This is a genomic window from Treponema socranskii subsp. buccale (assembly GCF_024181585.1).
GTDB classification, from domain to species: domain Bacteria; phylum Spirochaetota; class Spirochaetia; order Treponematales; family Treponemataceae; genus Treponema_D; species Treponema_D buccale.
In genome coordinates, this window is the sequence record NZ_CP054258.1 from 438,895 (window position 1) to 455,635 (window position 16,741).

Sequence of the window (16,741 nt, forward strand, 5' to 3'; positions counted from 1 at the left end):
GGGAGGGATGACCGTAATGCAACCGATAAAAAAAATTAATAATCATTATAAGGCGATCGCCTGTGCGGCGCTTTTTTTGTGTATGAGAGCGGCGAACGCGCTTCCGGGGTTTACGCCGTACATCGAAGACGCGTCGGGCGAATACGTGTATTACGAAGATAAAACTTTTACGCGGAAATCTTACGTCGGCTTTCTCCGCTACGACGAAGCGACGTACGCTGCGCGCTATTATGCGCCGAAAACGGATAAAGACGCGCCGCTTTCCGTAACGATTTTTGTAACGCTCGATCCCGCATCCGATCACATGGAGATTACCGGCGAAAAGCAGATCGCATCCGGTTCTCCGCGCGACGGCGAAATCGTCAATTATCTTGAAGATATGATGTATACGCTGAATGCACACCGTATCAAAGCCGGCAGCATCGTTCGTGAACGCGAGCGGATCGTACCCGACGACATTATGCAGTTCGGCGGCGATGTCGTCGTCGAATACGATTACCTCATTCCGCTTTTCAATGTCGCGCGCATCGCAAAGGGAAGCGATATGTCGATCCTCTTCGACGTCGTAAGCGTCGGAAAGCTTGCGTCTTCGAGCGATGCGGCGTTTTCGAATTTTACGGGCTTTCCCGAATCCTACGCGGATAAAAAAAAGTCCGCGCCGCGAAAAAAAACCGCGGTAAAAAAAACGACGCTCTCGTTTGACGGGCAAAAACTTGACGCCGACGAAGACTGGGTGCAAAAGATGGACAATATGTGGATGCTCGGAAACGATGCGGTCATTTCCATGGCATCTCTTCCGAAACTTGCGGAAACTTCGCATCGTGCGGAAGCTCTCATGATCCGGCGCCTGCTCGAAGGAAACGGTACGTCTTATGCCGATTGGAGACGCGCTTCCGTGCGGAACGCTGCGGGAAGCTATACGCTCGGCGCGGTCTTTTACGATGCCGAAAAAAAACGGGCGACGCGCATCGTCAGAAAATTGACAAAAAAAGCCGACGGTTCGTACGCGTTTTTTACGATGAGCGTTTTCGAAGACGCGTACGCGGCGAACAAATCGTATTTCGAGGGCATCGCCGGTTCTTATACCGCCGTACAGTGATTGTATCGCCTGAATGTCCGATTTTGAAATTCGGCATTCAGGCTGATTAACCCGAATTTCGAGTTTGCCAGAACTCGAAATTTTCCAACCGTTTCGTACATCAATGCATGTTGAGTTCGAAAACAAATAAAATGATGCGGAGGCAAGGTTCCGGCTGCGTGCCGTTTCGAGCGTTAGGCTCACGGAAGCCTGTCTTAAAAGCTCGACTGCGGCTAAGCAGACGGGTTCTTGCCGAAAGCATACTTTTATTTTGAAATGCTTTCAGAACTCGGCATTCAGGCTGATTAACCCGAATTTCGAGTTTGCCAGAACTCGAAATTTTCCAACCGTTTCGTACATCAATGCATGCTGAGTTCGAAAACAAATAAAATGATGCGGAGGCAAGGTTCCGGCTGCGTGCCGTTTCGAGCGTTAGGCTCACGGAAGCCTGACTTAAAAGCTCGACTGCGGCTAAGCAGACGGGTTCTTGCCGAAAGCATACTTTTATTTTGAAATGCTTTCAGAACTCGGCATTCAGGCTGATTAATAATTTTATTGAAAGCTCGAACGCGACAGCGGAGAGCCTATCCACGTGCCTTCGCTTCCGAGATAATCTTCGCGCTGTCCTTCGATGATAAACTGCACGCTGTTGACGGTGCTGAACGAAGTCGCCGTGTAGACAATCTGCATGAGCTGTGCGAGGTAGCCCTGCACGCCGACGCTGTTGAACGAAAAGGCTTCGTTGAAATTGAGCGTTGCGATACCGTTTTTTACCGAAGCACCGAGAAGCCGTGTGCCTGAAGGGATCAACGTCATCGTGTTGCGCGCTCTTTCTTCCGCGCTCGGGCCGGCTAAAAGTGAGTTCAGCGTATCGGTGAGCGGAGAATCCGACTTCGGCAGTTTGCGCGTTACGATTTGGCGGCTCACCGATCCGTCGGATCCGATGACGACGAAGCAGAGCGGCACGTTTATCGTCGTCGCAGGCTGGGGTGCGCTTTTCGGACTTTGCGTTTTGTCGGTGTGCCGTGTATCCGTTTTCGGTTTTTCTGCAGGCTTCGCTTCGGTGCCCCGAGTGTCAGTTTTCGGCTTTTCAGCAGGTTTTGTTTCACCGTTTTTTTCGGCATTCGACCGATCGGCAGGTTTTTGCGCGTCGGGTATTGAAGTCGGTTTTTGTGCAATGTTTTCGTTTTGCTTTGTAACGCTCGACCGGTTATTTTCGGTGACGGACGACTCTGTCGAATTCGCTTCGGGTAAAATATCTATTTGAAATGCGTCGTCACCGCTTTTCGGATTTTGTTTTTGTTCGTGGTTTTGGACGAACTCAGGAGTCTTTCCGAACACGCGGCCGAAAAAATCGGTGTTTTGCAGATTTGAAAGTATGGTATCTTTTTTAACAAAAAAGAATACGAGCAGAATGAGCGCGACGAGGAGCCAGCACGCAAATGCAAATCCCGTATTCTTCTTTTTTGTATTCCGTTCAGCCATATCTACAGTATCGGTAGCATTTGCCCGCACTATTAGGGCGAATGTCAAGTTTCGAAACTATCAGCGGATAACGCTATGTTTCCGGCGAGGACGGCTACGGTACAATTGTCCGTAAGCGTGTACAAGTGCGGCTCTCACAGCGGACGCCCCGCTTACGCTCCGGTTGTGCTTTTAAGCGAGGCTTCCGCAAGCTGAACGCACAAAGTCGCACGCGGGTCTCCCGCTGTTGCGCCGCATCGTGTACGCTTGCAGCCGTTTCGGCACGCAGCCGAAACCTCGCCTTCGTATACTGTTATTCGTTTTCAAAACTTGCCATCCAATTGATGCACGAAACGGTTGGAAAAATTCGAGTTTTAGAAAACTCGAATTTTAACCTATTAGGGCGAATGCAGGGCAACCGTACCGAAACTATATTCGCTGAAAATATCGCATTTTTAAAGGTACCTCCAAAAAGTGCGGTTTTTAGAGGTTCCCTAATGAAAAGAAACGGCAGTTCTCCCGGCAGCAGCCCTGCCGTTTCGTGTGATTCGTCAGCCGGCCAAATATTCGTTTATGCTCGCCGCCGCTTTTCTGCCTTCGCCCATGGCGAGGATGACCGTCGCCGCTCCGAGCACGATGTCGCCGCCCGCCCACACTTTCGTTTTGCTCGTAGCCTGTTTATCGTCGACGACGATGTGACCGTGTTTATCCGCATCGAGGCCGGGCGTCGTCCGAACGAGCAGGGGATTGCTGCCGTTACCGAGGGCGACGATGACCGCATCGCACGGGATTTCGTGTTCGCTTCCGGGAATCGCGACGGGTCTCCGCCTGCCCGATGCGTCGGGTTCGCCGAGTTCGTATCGCAGCGCTTTGATGCCGCGCACGCGGCCGTTCAGCGCTCTGTCTTCGCTTTCGATGCCGAGCACTTCGATCGGGTTTTCGAGGAAGCGGAATTCGACGCCCTCTTCTTCCGCGTGGCCGACTTCTTCTTTTCGCGCGGGCATTTCATCGCGCGTTCTGCGGTACACGATGCTGACGTGTTCCGCGCCGAGCCGGAGCGCCATGCGCGCGGCGTCCATCGCGACGTTTCCGCCGCCCACGACGATGACGTTTTTCGCTTCGTAATACGGCGTGTCGGCAGTACCCTTCATATACGCTTTCATCAAATTGGCACGCGAAAGGTATTCGTTCGCGCTGAATACGCCGATGAGATTTTCTCCCGGAATATTGAGGAATTTCGGAAGTCCCGCGCCCGTGCCGATAAAGGCGGCGTCGAAGCCCTTTTCCGTCAAAAGCTGATCGAGTGTGTCGGTGCGTCCGACGAGAAAGTTCATTTCGAATTTGACGCCCATCTTTTTCAGATTGTCGACTTCCTTTGCGACGATGTCTTTCGGAAGACGGAATTCGGGAATACCGTAAAGCATGACGCCGCCGGCTTTGTGGAACGCGTCGAATACGGTAACGTCGTGACCCGCTCTCGCGCAGTCGGCCGCGACCGTGAGCCCTGCAGGCCCAGATCCGACGACGGCGACTTTTTTACCCGTCGCTTTTGCGACCGTCGGCAGCGTCGTTTTATTGTTCGTGCGTTCCCAATCCGCGACGAATCGTTCGAGCCGTCCGATCGAAACCGCTTTATCGACCGTTTTGTGAATCTTTCCGACCGTACATTCCTGTTGACACTGCTTTTCCTGCGGGCACACGCGGCCGCAGATCGCCGGCAAAAGGTTCGTCAGTTTAATCGTGTCGATCGCCGATTTGAAGTCCCCCTTTTGGATTTCCGCGATGAACTGCGGAATCGCGATGCCGACGGGGCAGCCTGCGACACAGGGTTCGTTTTTGCATTGGAGACAGCGGTTCGCTTCGTTGATCGCCATCTCTTTCGTATAGCCGAGCGCGACTTCGCCCATTTCGTGCGCACGTTTTTTCGGATCCGCGACCGGCATTTCCTGAAGCGGGATCGCCATGCGGTCTTTCGGAGAAAGCGGAGCGGTTTTTATCTTCCGTTCGATTTCGTCGAATTCCTTTTTCGCCTGCGCTTCCAATTCATTTGCTGAAATATATTCCGTCATGATTATCGTCCTTTGTAATATTGTCCTCTATAAAACTTTTGCAGGAAGTTATCAGATTCAATTTCGCCCTGTTAAAATTATGCTTGCGCTTTTTGCTCGAGCACGCTTTCCAGTTTGCATTTATGGAACTCTTCCTGTTCCTGCGTTTTGAACGTGCCCATGCGCATCATCATATTGTCCCAATCGACTTTATGCGCATCGAAATCCGGTCCGTCGACGCACACGAATTTCGTTTCGTCGCCGACCGTAACGCGGCAGCCGCCGCACATACCGGTACCGTCGATCATAATCGTATTGAGCGACACCACCGTCGGAATATTGTATTTTTCCGTCGTCTTTGCAGCGAACTTCATCATGATGGGAGGCCCGATAGCGATGACTTCCGCAGGCGGCGTTTGGGATTTGCAGAGCTCATCGAGCGGCACCGTGACGAGCCCCTGCCTGCCCGCGCTTCCGTCGTCGGTCATGACGATAACTTCGTCCGCAACCTTTTTCATCTCATCGACGAAGATGAGCAAATCCTTGTTTCTCGCGCCGATGATCATAATCACTTTATTGCCGACCGCTTTCAGCGCCTGCACGATCGGATAACACGGTGCGACTCCGAAACCGCCGCCTACGACGACGACCGGCCCGTCGCGCTTTTCGATAACCGACGGATTTCCGAGCGGGCCCAGCACCGCAGCGATGGAATCCCCCGTCTTTTTTTGCGCGAGTTTATACGTCGTCGCTCCGACCGCCTGAAAGACGAGCACGACCCAGCCTTCTTCCGCATTCGCATCCGCGATCGTCAGCGGAACGCGTTCTCCGTAATCCTCGTCGAGCTGCACGATGACGAATTGCCCCGCTTTGCGGTTGCGCGCAATTTCGGGAGCTTCGAATTTCATGTAGTAGACGCCGGCGGAAATTTCTCTCTTTTCAAGAATTTTGAACATAGCATACCTTCGATAGAATAGATATCCGTTATTGTATAGGAAAGGGGAAAAAAAGTAAATCGAATTAAAGTTTTTAAAAATTATTTATCGAGTAAGATCTTTTCGGGATTTAAGGGGGAAAGCCTTCCCCTCGCGCGCACTCCGTTGCGCGCTGCCCCTTCCGGCGGGGACACCCCGCAACGCCCCGTCCGCCGTACGGCTGTATACCGTCACAAAAATTTCTCCGAAAAAACTCCGAAATCGTAACATTTCCGCGATTTATATAGCAAATATGTGTGCTTACGCGCACGGATGCGGCATCTTCGGAAGTTAATACTTCCTGCAATGCCGCATTTTAAGGAAGGTCTTATGACAAAACACAATCGTCGGTACAAAGATTCGGTTTTCGTCGACTTTTTCGGCGAAGATAAAAATGCAAAAGCGAACTTTCTCTCACTCTACAACGCGCTCCACGATACTCACCTTGACGCACCTACGGAGCTCAAGGCGCTCCGCCTTGAACAGGTCATGTATATGGCTTTTCGGAACGACGTCGCCTATCTCATAGACGGCAAAATCATCGCCCTGACAGAACATCAATCCACAATCAACGCGAATATGCCGTTGCGATTTCTGCAGTATGCCGCGCGCCTCTATGAGCGCATCCAAAACCCGCGCGACCGTTATCTCAGGCGCCTGAAAAAAATCCCTACACCTGAGTTTTACATGTTCTATAACGGAGAAGAAGATTACCCTGAAAGCACGACCCTCCGTCTTTCCGATGCCTTTATGACGATACCCGAAAAACAGAGCCTCGAACTCGTTGTCAGCGTGACGAATATCAATTATAATAAAGATAACAAAATCCTGCATACGTGCAAACCGCTGAAAGAATATACGCTGTTCATCGAAGCGGTGCGGAAACATACCAAGCTCGACAGTGAAAACGGCTTTAAGAACGCGATCAAAGAGTGCATACGAAACGACATCCTGCGGGAGTATTTACAGCGGAAGTCGAAGGAGGTGATGAATATGCTCATAGCCGAATACGATTACGATGTGGACATCGCCGTGCAGCGGGAAGAAGAGCGGGAAATCGCTCTGCAGGAAGGCATTGCGCAAGGCGAAGTAAAAGGTTTTTCCGAAGGCTCATACCAAGCTAAGCTTGAAACGGCAAAAACCATGCTCGCTATGCACTATCCGCTTGAAGACATTTGCAAAATAACCGGTCTCACGAAAGCGGACGTCGAACAGCTGTAAGTATTCCGTACCCCGAAGTCTTGTCTGCGCCGATATTCCACAGCTCCGACACTCCGATTCAGCGATTTTTCAGCAGATCCGCAAAGGGGTTGTACGTCATACCGTCGTTCCGCATGCCGCCCGTTTTTGCGCCTGAGCTTTGACGGTTTTTGCCGTCGTTCTTCTGCCGCGTGCCGTCCGCATTTTTCGAAAGCGCTTTTACGACGATCGCTCTCTTTGCGCCCCCGTTCGGTTTTTTTTCATGCGGTGTTTTTCCGTTTCCCTTGTCGCCGGATTTCGCTTCCGTCGGATTGAGCGCGCGAGAGGCGGCGTCGCTTTTCAGCGACAGGCTGATGCGTTTTCTGTCGGGATCGAGCGCGAGAATTGTAAATTCTTTGACGTCGCCGACTTTGACGACTTCCATCGGCTCTTTGACGAAATTGTCCGAAAGCTCGCTGATGTGGATGAGTCCCGTTTCGTGCAAACCGAGGTCGACGAAAGCGCCGAAGTCGACGACATTTTTGATTTTTCCGGTAACTTTCATACCCGGCTTCAAATCTTCGAACTGCACGACGCCTTTTTGCATGATCGGAGCGGGGTAGTCGTCGCGCGGATCGCGGTTCGGCTTTTTCAATTCTTCTGCGATATCCGAAATCGTCGTTTCCCCGATGCCGTATTTTTCTTCGAGTTCCTTTTTCAATTCTCCGGAAACTTCGCCGCCCGATTTGATGACGGCAAAAAGCTCGCGCGCCGCTTCGTAGTTTTCGGGATGCACCCACGTGTTGTCGAGCGGCTCTCCGCTTTCGGGAATTTTTAAAAATCCCGCGCACTGCTCGAAAGTTTTCGGACCGAGGCCGCTCACTTTTTTCAAATCGTCGCGGCTTGTAATCTTTCCGTTCACATCGCGGTATGCGACGATCTTTTTCGCCGTTGCGGGCGTAATGCCCGAAACGTATTTTAAAAGCGAACTGCTCGCCGTATTCAAATTGACGCCGACTTTGTTTACGACGGAACCGACCACTTCGTCGAGCATGTCGGAAAGTTTTTTTTGATTGACGTCGTGCTGATAGAGTCCGACGCCGATCGCTTTCGGATCGATTTTGACGAGTTCGGCAAGCGGATCCTGCAGGCGCCGCCCCATGCTCACCGCTCCGCGTATCGTCAAATCCAAGTCGGGAAACTCTTCGCGCGCGATGTCGCTTGCGGAGTACACCGACGCACCGCTTTCGTCTACGACCGTGTAGCGCACGTCGGGATAGTTTTCGCTTATGACGCGGCTTACGAGTTCGCGCACTTCGGGACTTCCCGTTCCGTTTCCGACGGCGACGACTTGAATATCGTATTTTTTGATCGCAGCTTTAAGCGTTTCGTAGGAACCCGAAACGTCGGCGACTTGCTTTATTAAAAAGCTTCCGAGATATTTTCCCGTTTCGTCGAGAGCGGCGCACTTCGTTCCGGTTCGTATGCCCGGATCGACGCCGAGCACGCGGCTGCCTTTGATCGGCTGCGTCATCAAAAGGTTTCTGAGGTTTTCGCTGAATATGCCGATACCGTGTTCGTCCGCTTTGTCCGTTTCGTCGCTGCGGATTTCGCGCACGACAGCCGGTGAAAGGAGTCTCACGACGCCGTCTTTGATCGCATCCGCGTGATACGCGTTGTTGATCGTTTGGCGCTTTTGCAGCATATCTACGGCCGCATCGACGTCCACGTTTACGGTAATTTCGAGCGCTTCTTCCCGTTCTCCGCGGTTTATCGCGAGAATGCGGTGCGGCTTTATCTGATTGAGCGGCTCCGTATAATCCCAATACATTTGATATGTCGACGTTTTTTGCTTTTCTTCGTCTCCTATACCTTTTGAAACGATCGATCCGGTCGCCATATAGAGGTCGTACACCGCTTTGCGGTTTGCGCTGTCCTGAGCCGTCCTTTCCGCGATGATGTCTTTCGCACCCGCGATCGCATCCTCTGCAGTCGGAACCGAAAGTTCGGGGTTGTCGTCGTTTATTTTAATAAATTCTTCCGCCTTTTTTTCGAATGCAGTATCGTCGAGCGTGAGCATCGCATCCGCAAGCGCTTCGAGCCCGCGTTCGATCGCGATCATGCCGCGCGTTTTCTTTTTCTTTTTAAACGGCGCCCATAAGTCTTCAAGCGCCGTAAGCGTGAGCGCGCTCATTACCGCGTCGTACAGAGATTCGGTGAGCTTCCCTTGAGCAAAAATACCCCTCGCGATTTCGAGACGCCGCTCTTCGAGATTTTTATGCGATTTGAACAGACGGTCGCAGTCGCGTATCTGCATTTCGTCGAGCGAACCGTGCTTTTCTTTTCGATAGCGCGCGATAAAGGGAACCGTGCAGCCTTCGTTTACGAGATCGATGACGGCGCGCACCTGCATTTCGCGGATGCCGATTTCCGCCGCGATTTTTTGTACGATGAGCGCTTCGTCGATTGCGAGCGCGTCCATTGTGTCTTGAGTAAATTCCATATAGGCGCTATTGTACGGAAAAGGACGGTGCGTGGCAAGGAAGGGGAAAGTACGATTGTGCAACGACAAAATCCGATCGCTTGACAAAATAAATTATTAATATATGATTATCGACATGGGGTTGACGTTTTCGAAAAACACGTTCCGTGCGTATGCTGAAAATTGCCGCTTGACAAAGCGGGTTTGTGCATTTATTATACCCCCCCCCCCATATATACACAAAATTTACTGACGCGCACGTATTTATTTTTTTTCTCATACAAAGATCGCTTTGCAGCGTTTTCGGATGCAGCAAAGCGTCTTTTTTTATTTTATCGCACAAAGGCAGCTTGAAAACTGCGCAAAGGAGGTTCGGATGAAACGGCTCATCAAAAAAATTATCGGCTTAAGCGTTATCGTTCCGGCGATTATGCTTATATCCTGTTCGAACATCGGAAGCGGTTCCGAAAACGGAGGTATTACACCTCAGGAAACACCTGTTGAAAAAGCGCTCAAAGAACTTTCGGTCAGTCCTGAAAAAGTTTTTAAACTGACGGACAAAGTTACGCTCCCGACGACGACAAGCGTGTCGGGTGTCACGATTACATGGGCGGCAATCCCGGAAGGCTATATCGAAACGGCAGGAACCGACATAGGTAAAATCAAAAAGCGCGATACGGAAGATAAAAACATTACGCTGACCGCGACGGCTGTAAAAGACGGTGAGACCGGAACAAAAACTTTTACGATTACCGTTTGCGCCGAAAATACCGAGCCTTCGGCACGAGATTTTGCCGATTCTTTAACGATCCCGTCTTCCGTTTCAAGCGATATGACGCTGCCGAAAACGGTAGACGGTTATGCCGCTGCGGTCGTAACATGGACAAGCGCCGACGAAAATATTATTAAAATCGAAGACAACGGAAGCGCTGAAAAAGGCGTCATCACAAAAGATATTGTCGACAGAAAAGTGAAGCTTACGGCGAAAGTGGAATATAAAAGCGCGACGGCGATAAAAGAATTTGATGTGAACGTAAGCCATATCGAAGAGATAAGTTCCGAAACATCCCATTCAATTGATAAATACGAGTTTACCGGTACGGAATTTATATACACCAGAGTTGATAAGGTTAGTAAGGAAATAACTTCCGGTTATAAATACGGATATTCAGAGGTAGATTCGGAATTGAAAAAAGCCGTATTTATAAAAACCGCATTATACTTGAACGGAAAGTGGATGGCAAAGCAGGATTTTGAATCTTTACTGAATCAAGGATCAGCCGAACTGAATAGACTCAAAAATAAAAATCCGCTTACGCTCGGAGATTTTAAAACGTTTTATTCGATGATGCCGGGCAGTAAAGAAAACCCTACAGATGACGATATCTTTGGATTTCTCAGCGTGATCGGTGCCTTAGGAAATAAAACCGATTTCGACGGATTATCGGAAGCGGAAAAGACTGCAAAGCTTAAAGCGTGTATTTCAGTTTTTGAAGGTGGGTTCCTTATGCAAAAAGCTTTGATAAGTACACAATTTTCTCCCGCGTTTTATCGATATGAACTTACGAAGCAATCCGACGGCACCTATACTTTTTCCGCAGCAGCGATGTATGCCGGCGGCAAAAGCTGGTATGAGCAAAAGGGCAGCTATAATTATGAGAATGACACCGAAGCGATTAAAAGGATTGAACTTCATGGTTATAAAATCGATTCGGGAATATTGTTGTATTTGTATCTTACCAAAAACGACTACAAAGTTTATTATACCGCCGGTATGGGTGTTCCGTTCAATGAAGGAACACCGATAACGCTCACCGGTTCAGAAGGTTCTATTTCCGTTGTTATAACGAATATAACCGTTCCCTCCGCCGGTACGATGACTGCGGACATAGGCATAGACGGCGGTGCAGCCCGGTCTTACACATTGAAGTTTGAAGGCAGCTATCTGAATTAAATGCGATCATAAAAAGCATCGTTCGGACAATATCCTGTAAAGCGGAAAGCGGGGGCGGCATTGTGTGCGCTCCCGCTTTTTTGTTTTCATACATCATATCCGTTTTCGAATTGCCCCATCCTTCCGTCGCCTTCCTTTATCTCTACCGCTGCCTGGCTTTACTTTTTTTTAAATTACTGTTAAAAATTTCACAGTAAATGCGGATTTTCCGTTTTTTTTCGATTTTTCGGCTTCAAATCAGGGGAAAAGGCCGAATTTTTCCTTGACCGGAAAACCTGACATCCGTTACTATCGGGAGGATTGCAATGAACGAAATGCTTGCCGCGCCGCAAAAGCGCGTTTCCGAACCGTCGAAGCGGCGGCTCGTGCTCTTGGCGGAATTTCTTTCGCGTACGGACAAAACGCGCATTACGTCGGTCGAGCTCGCATCTTTCGTGCATTGGAGTTCCGCGCTCATCAGGCACGATATAGCGTCGATCGGTTTTTGCGGCGGCGTTTCAAACGGCTACGACGTGCGCCGCCTCTGCGATGCGATTTTGCGTTTTTTCGAAATCGCTCCCGCGTCGAGCGAAAAGAAGTGCTGCATTGTCGGTTTGGGCAGGCTCGGCACCGCCCTCCTTGACGAAGCGATATTCGACGGTACGGGCTATAAAATCGTCGCGGGATTCGATCCGAACGTAAACCGGACAGAAATCCTCCGATCGGCGTTTCCGCTCTATCCGGCATCGCGGATCGAAACGGTCGTCGCCTCGGAGCGCATCGAATATGCGATCCTCGCGTCGAAAAACGAAGATGCCGCATCCCTTGCTGCGCGCCTTGTCTCTTGCGGCATACGCGGTATCGTCAATTATACCGATGCCGTGCTGGGATCGACCGTATCGGCTCGGGTGGAAAACGCATCTCCGGTGACGCTCCTCCGAACGCTTTCCGCCCGCGTTTCGGGAATCGCGCCGGAAGCGGAGGAAGTAAAAAGAAACGCGACGTTCGATGCTTGTTAATACGGTTAAATAGATTTTGTGTGGTTAAGAAATGAATGATTTTTTTAATGACGTAATAATAATAAGTGCGCTTACAATTATAGCAATTTTCTTTTATTTGATTATTTTTGGACAAATTATGAAAGTTAAAAAACGAAGTGGAAAATCTAAACCGAGACAACAAGCCTTAGATAAAGCTGCCGAATTAATGGTTGAGTTTATGCAAACTGGTGAAGAATGGAGATTAGGCACGCTAAATTCTATCACAACACTTGACGATTATATTGAGAAAAAAAGGGGTATATATAGAACCGAAGATATACTTGCTGATAATGATTTACTTATGAAACTGGGAAGTTTTTATGGTGAAATTTTATGTAACAAAAAGCACTATAAATGGAATTTCACAAAAGATTTAATTCCGCAACTCGTAAAAAAGGGAGAAGTAATTTATCCCTTCGAACTGATAAAACAAAAAATTACCGGCGATATTGGAAATCTTTATGATTACACAAAAAGTTTGTAGGTTTGTGTATTTACAAAATTATGAAAAAGAATTTGCAAAAGAATGTATAACACGGTTTTCGTCGCCGACAGGTGCTGATGCAATGTGCGGTTTAAAATAATGATACGGATGCCCGCTGCTTCGGGTACAGGAGTAAAAATGAAAAAAAGATTGTTCATAGCGATATTGTGTTTATTTGTTTTGTTTTCAATAGCTGCTCAATCTGCTGAAGATTATACTATTTTTGTAAATATTGTCAAAAAAGAATTAAAAGAAATCCGTATACAAAATTATGAAGAACACTTCAATGAACAGTATTTTATTATCAAAGAAAAAAACGATTATTTTGATGTCGGTACGGAAGTCGGATTAACAAATTTATATAGTGTCTGTGTACAAAATGATAAATCACAATGGAAAAGTATAATTAAAGATTATTTTTCTCAAAGCAAAAAAGGAAGAGCGGAAGAAAAAGAAATTCTTCCTAAATTGGAAAAAATAGAAACGGCTAAAGAATATTTGAGAATTCGCCTATATCCGATTGATTATAAAAAACAAATTTCACAATCTTCAATAACGGATTGTTCGACGGATGATTATATCGGTGTTGTTGTTATAGATTTTCCCAGTGCAGTAAAAGCTTTATCAAATGAATACATAAAAAAATGGTCAATCGGTGAAAAAGAAATCTTAAAAATTGCAAAAGAAAATACGCTTAAAAACAATACTGAAGAATTTGAAGCATATAAAATATCGGATACTTTTTCGGTTTCTATAATGTTTTCCGATACAAACATCTTTGTTACTTCTTCCATTTACGATTTAAATAAAAAATATAAGTCTCTTTCCGAATACGGTGCCTTTGTAGCTGTTCCGAACAGATATGGCATAGTTCTAAAGAATATTAATAAAGAAACTTTGAATAATGATATCGTGCAAATGATCGGATTGGTAAATTATATGTATCAACAAGGTCCGGGAAGCATTACGGATACGATATATTGGTTTGACGGTAAACAATTTTACAAAGTTATCCATGAACCATCAAAAGGAATGATAAAACTTCCCGATGAATTAGTACGAAAATTAAAATAAAAACGTATAACACGGTTTTCGTCGCCGACAGATTACTGAGGCAATTTGCGGTTTAAAACAATGATACGGATTGCCCGCTGCTTCGAGTACAGGAGTAAAAATGAAAAAAATTATTTTAGCAGTTATGCTTGGATTAATCACCGGTTCATTGTTTGGGGAAAGTAATGATTATTTTAACAAAAATAAAAATATTGATATTCTTTATGTAAATGCAACAGAAGGTTTGCGTGTTAGAGATAGTGCTTCATTGTATTCAAAAAAAATTGGAACTTTATTTGATAGAATGGTTGTAAAAGTCGTTTCAATTGGAAATGAAGCGGAGATAGATGGAATAAAATCTAATTGGGTACAAATTCTCCTTCCTATTGAAACGATTAATACGGGAAGTAATGTATACGGATGGGTATTTGGCGGTTACTTAACTGAAAAATTATTTCCATTTTCAACTGAAAAATGGTCTGATGCTGACTTACAAAGATATTTAAGCAGATTTTCATGGGTTTCGGATAATAGAGAGTATAGAAGATTTTTTCCCGAAGGAAAATACTTCTTTGGTCTTTTAGAGTCGGGTAGGGGAGGGAGTGGAAAATATTCAGTATCAATAAAAAATAAAACTATAACGTTAAGTGTATCGTATGGCGATGAGGAATATAAAGGTCCTGTTGAAAAAGAAATTTATAAAATCTTAGATATAAAAGAAGATTCCTTGTTATTGGAGATTAAAGGCTCTGAAGTTACATTATTACCGGCATTCACAAATTCGAATTTCTGGAGAAATGTTGCCATGGAAAAAATGAGATTTAGCAGTTTTGATGAACCGGCAATGAATGCATTACGTTTTTCATTTGTTACATCAATGATAAAAAATTTGCCGATTAAAGATACTACTGTTTTATGGACTAATCTTATAAAAATGGGAATTAAGTTAGAGAATCAGGAGTTTATACATGAATATAATAAAACTTGGGGAAATCAATAATAAAGAACACCTAAAAAAAATTATAGCCGACAGGTTGCTGATGCAATGTGCGGGTTAAAACAATGATAGACGGACGGCTCTTTAAATAAGCAAAGTCCGTAAAAATAAAATCATAGGAGGATTTTATGAAAAGAGTTTTATTTTTGTCGGTACTGATTCCAATGATGGTTTTCAGTTCATGTAATTTTTTTGAACCTGAAAAAAAAGGATGGGAAAAATTTGAGCCGGAGATATTGTCCTCAATTTCTTTTAAGGGAAATTTTACATCGACTCAAAAAATGTCTTTTTATAAAAATAAAGACGATTTGATCAATGCGTATAATAAATACGTTATTAACCAATATACAAATGTCGGTAAAAATTGGGATGTGAGGCCGAAACTTAAAGTTCTGACATATTCATCGACTTTTATAACCTATTCAGATCCGAACAGCCAGCATAATAAGGTTGAAACCATCACCGTAACAGAAGTGAAACAAAAACTTAAAGATTATAAAAACAGCTATGATAATTCTTGTTTTGCCTTTGCAAATTTTGGTTATGGTATTACGGGGATTGGAATTTATTATATTGAAAACGACGAATTAAAATATTGCTGGTATTATTCATTTAAACATGGTGTATAATTATTTTTCAAACTCGAATATCTAATATGTGCGCAGTTCGAAACTTCGCGCTTACGCGTTCGTTGCGAAGCATGCGCACGGCTAAAAACTTTTTCGGAAGTTGATTCGAAGACCGCGAAAACGGACACGTAGAATCGGTTCTTTGCAGAACGAGCCGTAGGCTCTAACTTCCTGCAAAATTTTTTATAGGAGTCACTTATGGGACGTGTGTACAATTTTTCGGCGGGACCGTCGTGTTTGCCGGAAGAAGTGTTGAAAGAGTGTGCCGATGAAATGCTCGACTACAAAGGCACGGGGCAGTCGGTTATGGAGATGAGCCATCGTTCGTCGGTATTCAAGCCGATCGTTGAGGACGCGGAAGCTATGGTGAGAAAACTCATGCGCGTGCCCGACAACTACAAAATCGTGTTTTTGCAGGGCGGCGGTTCGACTCAGTTTGCGATGGTGCCGCAAAACCTCGGCATACGTTCGGGCAAAGCGGCCTACGTCGATACCGGCGTGTGGTCGGGTAAAGCGATCAAAGAAGCGAAAAAATACGTTTCCGTCGATGTCGCCGCGTCGTCGAAAGACCGCAATTTTTGCTATATTCCGAAAATCGATAAAATCACGGGCGATTACGATTACGCGTATATCTGCCTCAACAACACGATCAAGGGCACGCACTGGAATTACATTCCCGATACGGGCGGCATTCCGCTCGTCGCCGACATCTCTTCGTGTATCCTGTCCGAGCCGCTCGATGTGAGCGCTTTCGGTCTCGTTTTTGCAGGTGCGCAAAAAAATCTCGGGCCTGCGGGCGTTACGCTCGTCATTATCAGGGACGACCTCATCACCGATTCTCCGCAAAAAGGTACGCCGACGATGCTCACGTATAAAACGCATACCGATGAAGATTCTTTGTACAATACGCCGCCGTGCTATGCGATCTACGTCGTCGGTAAAGTGCTTCATTGGATAGAAAAAAACGGCGGCGCGGAAGGCATGAAAGCGCGCAATTATGCAAAGGCCGGGCGCCTGTACGACTACCTCGATTCGAGCGCCGTCTATCGTGCAACCGCCGACAAAGACAGCCGTTCGATCATGAACGTGCCGTTTTTGACAAAAGAGAAAGACGAAGCGAAGGCCGACGCGATCAACAAAAAATTCACAGCCGAAGCGGCGAAAGCGGGGCTCGTAAACCTTGCGGGGCACCGTACCGTCGGCGGTATGCGCGCGTCCATATACAACGCCATGCCGATCGAAGGCGTCGAACGTCTTATCGAATTTATGGATACGTTTGCCGTTGAAAATTTTTAAGCGGACGAATGCCCGCCGAAAGCATATCGTTTCGATGCGGCTTTCGAAACGCGGCATCCATATTAATAATTATTAAAATTGAGA

13 protein-coding genes are annotated in these 16,741 nt (G+C 46.8%); 9 read left to right on the forward strand and 4 right to left on the reverse strand.

The window, feature by feature from the left end; genetic code table 11:
• Window positions 1-16 precede the first annotated feature (16 nt).
• Window positions 17-1,099: a DUF7954 domain-containing protein gene (locus HRI97_RS01935; RefSeq protein ID WP_253726249.1), complete on the forward strand. Its 1,083-nt coding sequence runs from the start codon at window positions 17-19 to the stop codon at window positions 1,097-1,099.
• Window positions 1,100-1,630: 531 nt separating this feature from the next.
• On the opposite strand, the gene HRI97_RS01940 is transcribed toward HRI97_RS01935, so the two are convergent.
• From HRI97_RS01940 to HRI97_RS01950, 3 genes are all read right to left on the reverse strand, one after another.
• Complete coding sequence (locus HRI97_RS01940; RefSeq protein WP_253726250.1) at window positions 1,631-2,563, reverse strand: GerMN domain-containing protein; 933 nt, start codon at window positions 2,561-2,563, stop codon at window positions 1,631-1,633.
• A 530-nt stretch (window positions 2,564-3,093) separates the two neighbouring features.
• A complete protein-coding gene (gene gltA, locus HRI97_RS01945) occupies window positions 3,094-4,611 on the reverse strand; it encodes an NADPH-dependent glutamate synthase (RefSeq protein ID WP_253726251.1) in 1,518 nt (505 codons plus the stop codon).
• 77 nt (window positions 4,612-4,688) lie between these two features.
• Entirely contained in the window at window positions 4,689-5,546 is an 858-nt protein-coding gene (locus HRI97_RS01950; protein WP_253726252.1) for a sulfide/dihydroorotate dehydrogenase-like FAD/NAD-binding protein, read from the reverse strand.
• 348 nt (window positions 5,547-5,894) lie between these two features.
• On the opposite strand from HRI97_RS01950, the gene HRI97_RS01955 reads away from it, so the two are divergent.
• Window positions 5,895-6,785: an Rpn family recombination-promoting nuclease/putative transposase gene (locus HRI97_RS01955; RefSeq protein WP_253726253.1), complete on the forward strand. Its 891-nt coding sequence runs from the start codon at window positions 5,895-5,897 to the stop codon at window positions 6,783-6,785.
• Window positions 6,786-6,843: 58 nt separating this feature from the next.
• Here HRI97_RS01955 and HRI97_RS01960 read toward each other — a convergent pair whose 3' ends face one another.
• Window positions 6,844-9,246 carry a helix-hairpin-helix domain-containing protein gene (locus tag HRI97_RS01960; protein ID WP_253726254.1) on the reverse strand — a complete coding sequence of 801 codons (2,403 nt, stop codon included), beginning with the start codon at window positions 9,244-9,246 and terminating at the stop codon, window positions 6,844-6,846.
• Between the two features lie 355 nt (window positions 9,247-9,601).
• Between HRI97_RS01960 and HRI97_RS01965 the strand changes: the two genes are divergently transcribed.
• The 7 genes from HRI97_RS01965 (at window position 9,602) to serC (ending at window position 16,657) form a co-directional block, all read left to right on the forward strand.
• Window positions 9,602-11,179, forward strand: a complete 1,578-nt coding sequence (locus HRI97_RS01965; RefSeq protein WP_253726255.1) for an immunoglobulin-like domain-containing protein — start codon at window positions 9,602-9,604, stop codon at window positions 11,177-11,179.
• Window positions 11,180-11,484: 305 nt separating this feature from the next.
• Window positions 11,485-12,177, forward strand: a complete 693-nt coding sequence (locus HRI97_RS01970) for a Gfo/Idh/MocA family oxidoreductase (protein ID WP_253726256.1) — start codon at window positions 11,485-11,487, stop codon at window positions 12,175-12,177.
• Window positions 12,178-12,208: 31 nt separating this feature from the next.
• Window positions 12,209-12,682, forward strand: a complete 474-nt coding sequence (locus HRI97_RS01975; RefSeq protein WP_253726257.1) for a hypothetical protein — start codon at window positions 12,209-12,211, stop codon at window positions 12,680-12,682.
• Window positions 12,683-12,820: 138 nt separating this feature from the next.
• Window positions 12,821-13,756 (forward strand): hypothetical protein, encoded by a 936-nt coding sequence (locus tag HRI97_RS01980; RefSeq protein WP_253726258.1) that lies wholly within the window; start codon window positions 12,821-12,823, stop codon window positions 13,754-13,756.
• 100 nt (window positions 13,757-13,856) lie between these two features.
• A complete protein-coding gene (locus tag HRI97_RS01985; RefSeq protein ID WP_253726259.1) occupies window positions 13,857-14,735 on the forward strand; it encodes an SH3 domain-containing protein in 879 nt (292 codons plus the stop codon).
• Between the two features lie 125 nt (window positions 14,736-14,860).
• Complete coding sequence (locus tag HRI97_RS01990) at window positions 14,861-15,361, forward strand: hypothetical protein (protein WP_253726260.1); 501 nt, start codon at window positions 14,861-14,863, stop codon at window positions 15,359-15,361.
• Window positions 15,362-15,559: 198 nt separating this feature from the next.
• On the forward strand, window positions 15,560-16,657 hold the full coding sequence (gene serC, locus HRI97_RS01995) for a 3-phosphoserine/phosphohydroxythreonine transaminase (RefSeq protein WP_253726261.1): 1,098 nt from the start codon (window positions 15,560-15,562) through the stop codon (window positions 16,655-16,657).
• Window positions 16,658-16,741: the final 84 nt, after the last annotated feature.

Excerpts from the sequence above, each read along its gene's own strand:
- HRI97_RS01935 (WP_253726249.1), top strand. The coding sequence starts at position 17 with ATGCAACCGATAAAAAAAATTAATAATCATTATAAGGCGATCGCCTGT.
- HRI97_RS01940 (WP_253726250.1), bottom strand. The coding sequence starts at position 2,563 with ATGGCTGAACGGAATACAAAAAAGAAGAATACGGGATTTGCATTTGCG.
- gltA (WP_253726251.1), bottom strand. The coding sequence starts at position 4,611 with ATGACGGAATATATTTCAGCAAATGAATTGGAAGCGCAGGCGAAAAAG.
- HRI97_RS01950 (WP_253726252.1), bottom strand. The coding sequence starts at position 5,546 with ATGTTCAAAATTCTTGAAAAGAGAGAAATTTCCGCCGGCGTCTACTAC.
- HRI97_RS01955 (WP_253726253.1), top strand. The coding sequence starts at position 5,895 with ATGACAAAACACAATCGTCGGTACAAAGATTCGGTTTTCGTCGACTTT.
- HRI97_RS01960 (WP_253726254.1), bottom strand. The coding sequence starts at position 9,246 with ATGGAATTTACTCAAGACACAATGGACGCGCTCGCAATCGACGAAGCG.
- HRI97_RS01965 (WP_253726255.1), top strand. The coding sequence starts at position 9,602 with ATGAAACGGCTCATCAAAAAAATTATCGGCTTAAGCGTTATCGTTCCG.
- HRI97_RS01970 (WP_253726256.1), top strand. The coding sequence starts at position 11,485 with ATGAACGAAATGCTTGCCGCGCCGCAAAAGCGCGTTTCCGAACCGTCG.
- HRI97_RS01975 (WP_253726257.1), top strand. The coding sequence starts at position 12,209 with ATGAATGATTTTTTTAATGACGTAATAATAATAAGTGCGCTTACAATT.
- HRI97_RS01980 (WP_253726258.1), top strand. The coding sequence starts at position 12,821 with ATGAAAAAAAGATTGTTCATAGCGATATTGTGTTTATTTGTTTTGTTT.
- HRI97_RS01985 (WP_253726259.1), top strand. The coding sequence starts at position 13,857 with ATGAAAAAAATTATTTTAGCAGTTATGCTTGGATTAATCACCGGTTCA.
- HRI97_RS01990 (WP_253726260.1), top strand. The coding sequence starts at position 14,861 with ATGAAAAGAGTTTTATTTTTGTCGGTACTGATTCCAATGATGGTTTTC.
- serC (WP_253726261.1), top strand. The coding sequence starts at position 15,560 with ATGGGACGTGTGTACAATTTTTCGGCGGGACCGTCGTGTTTGCCGGAA.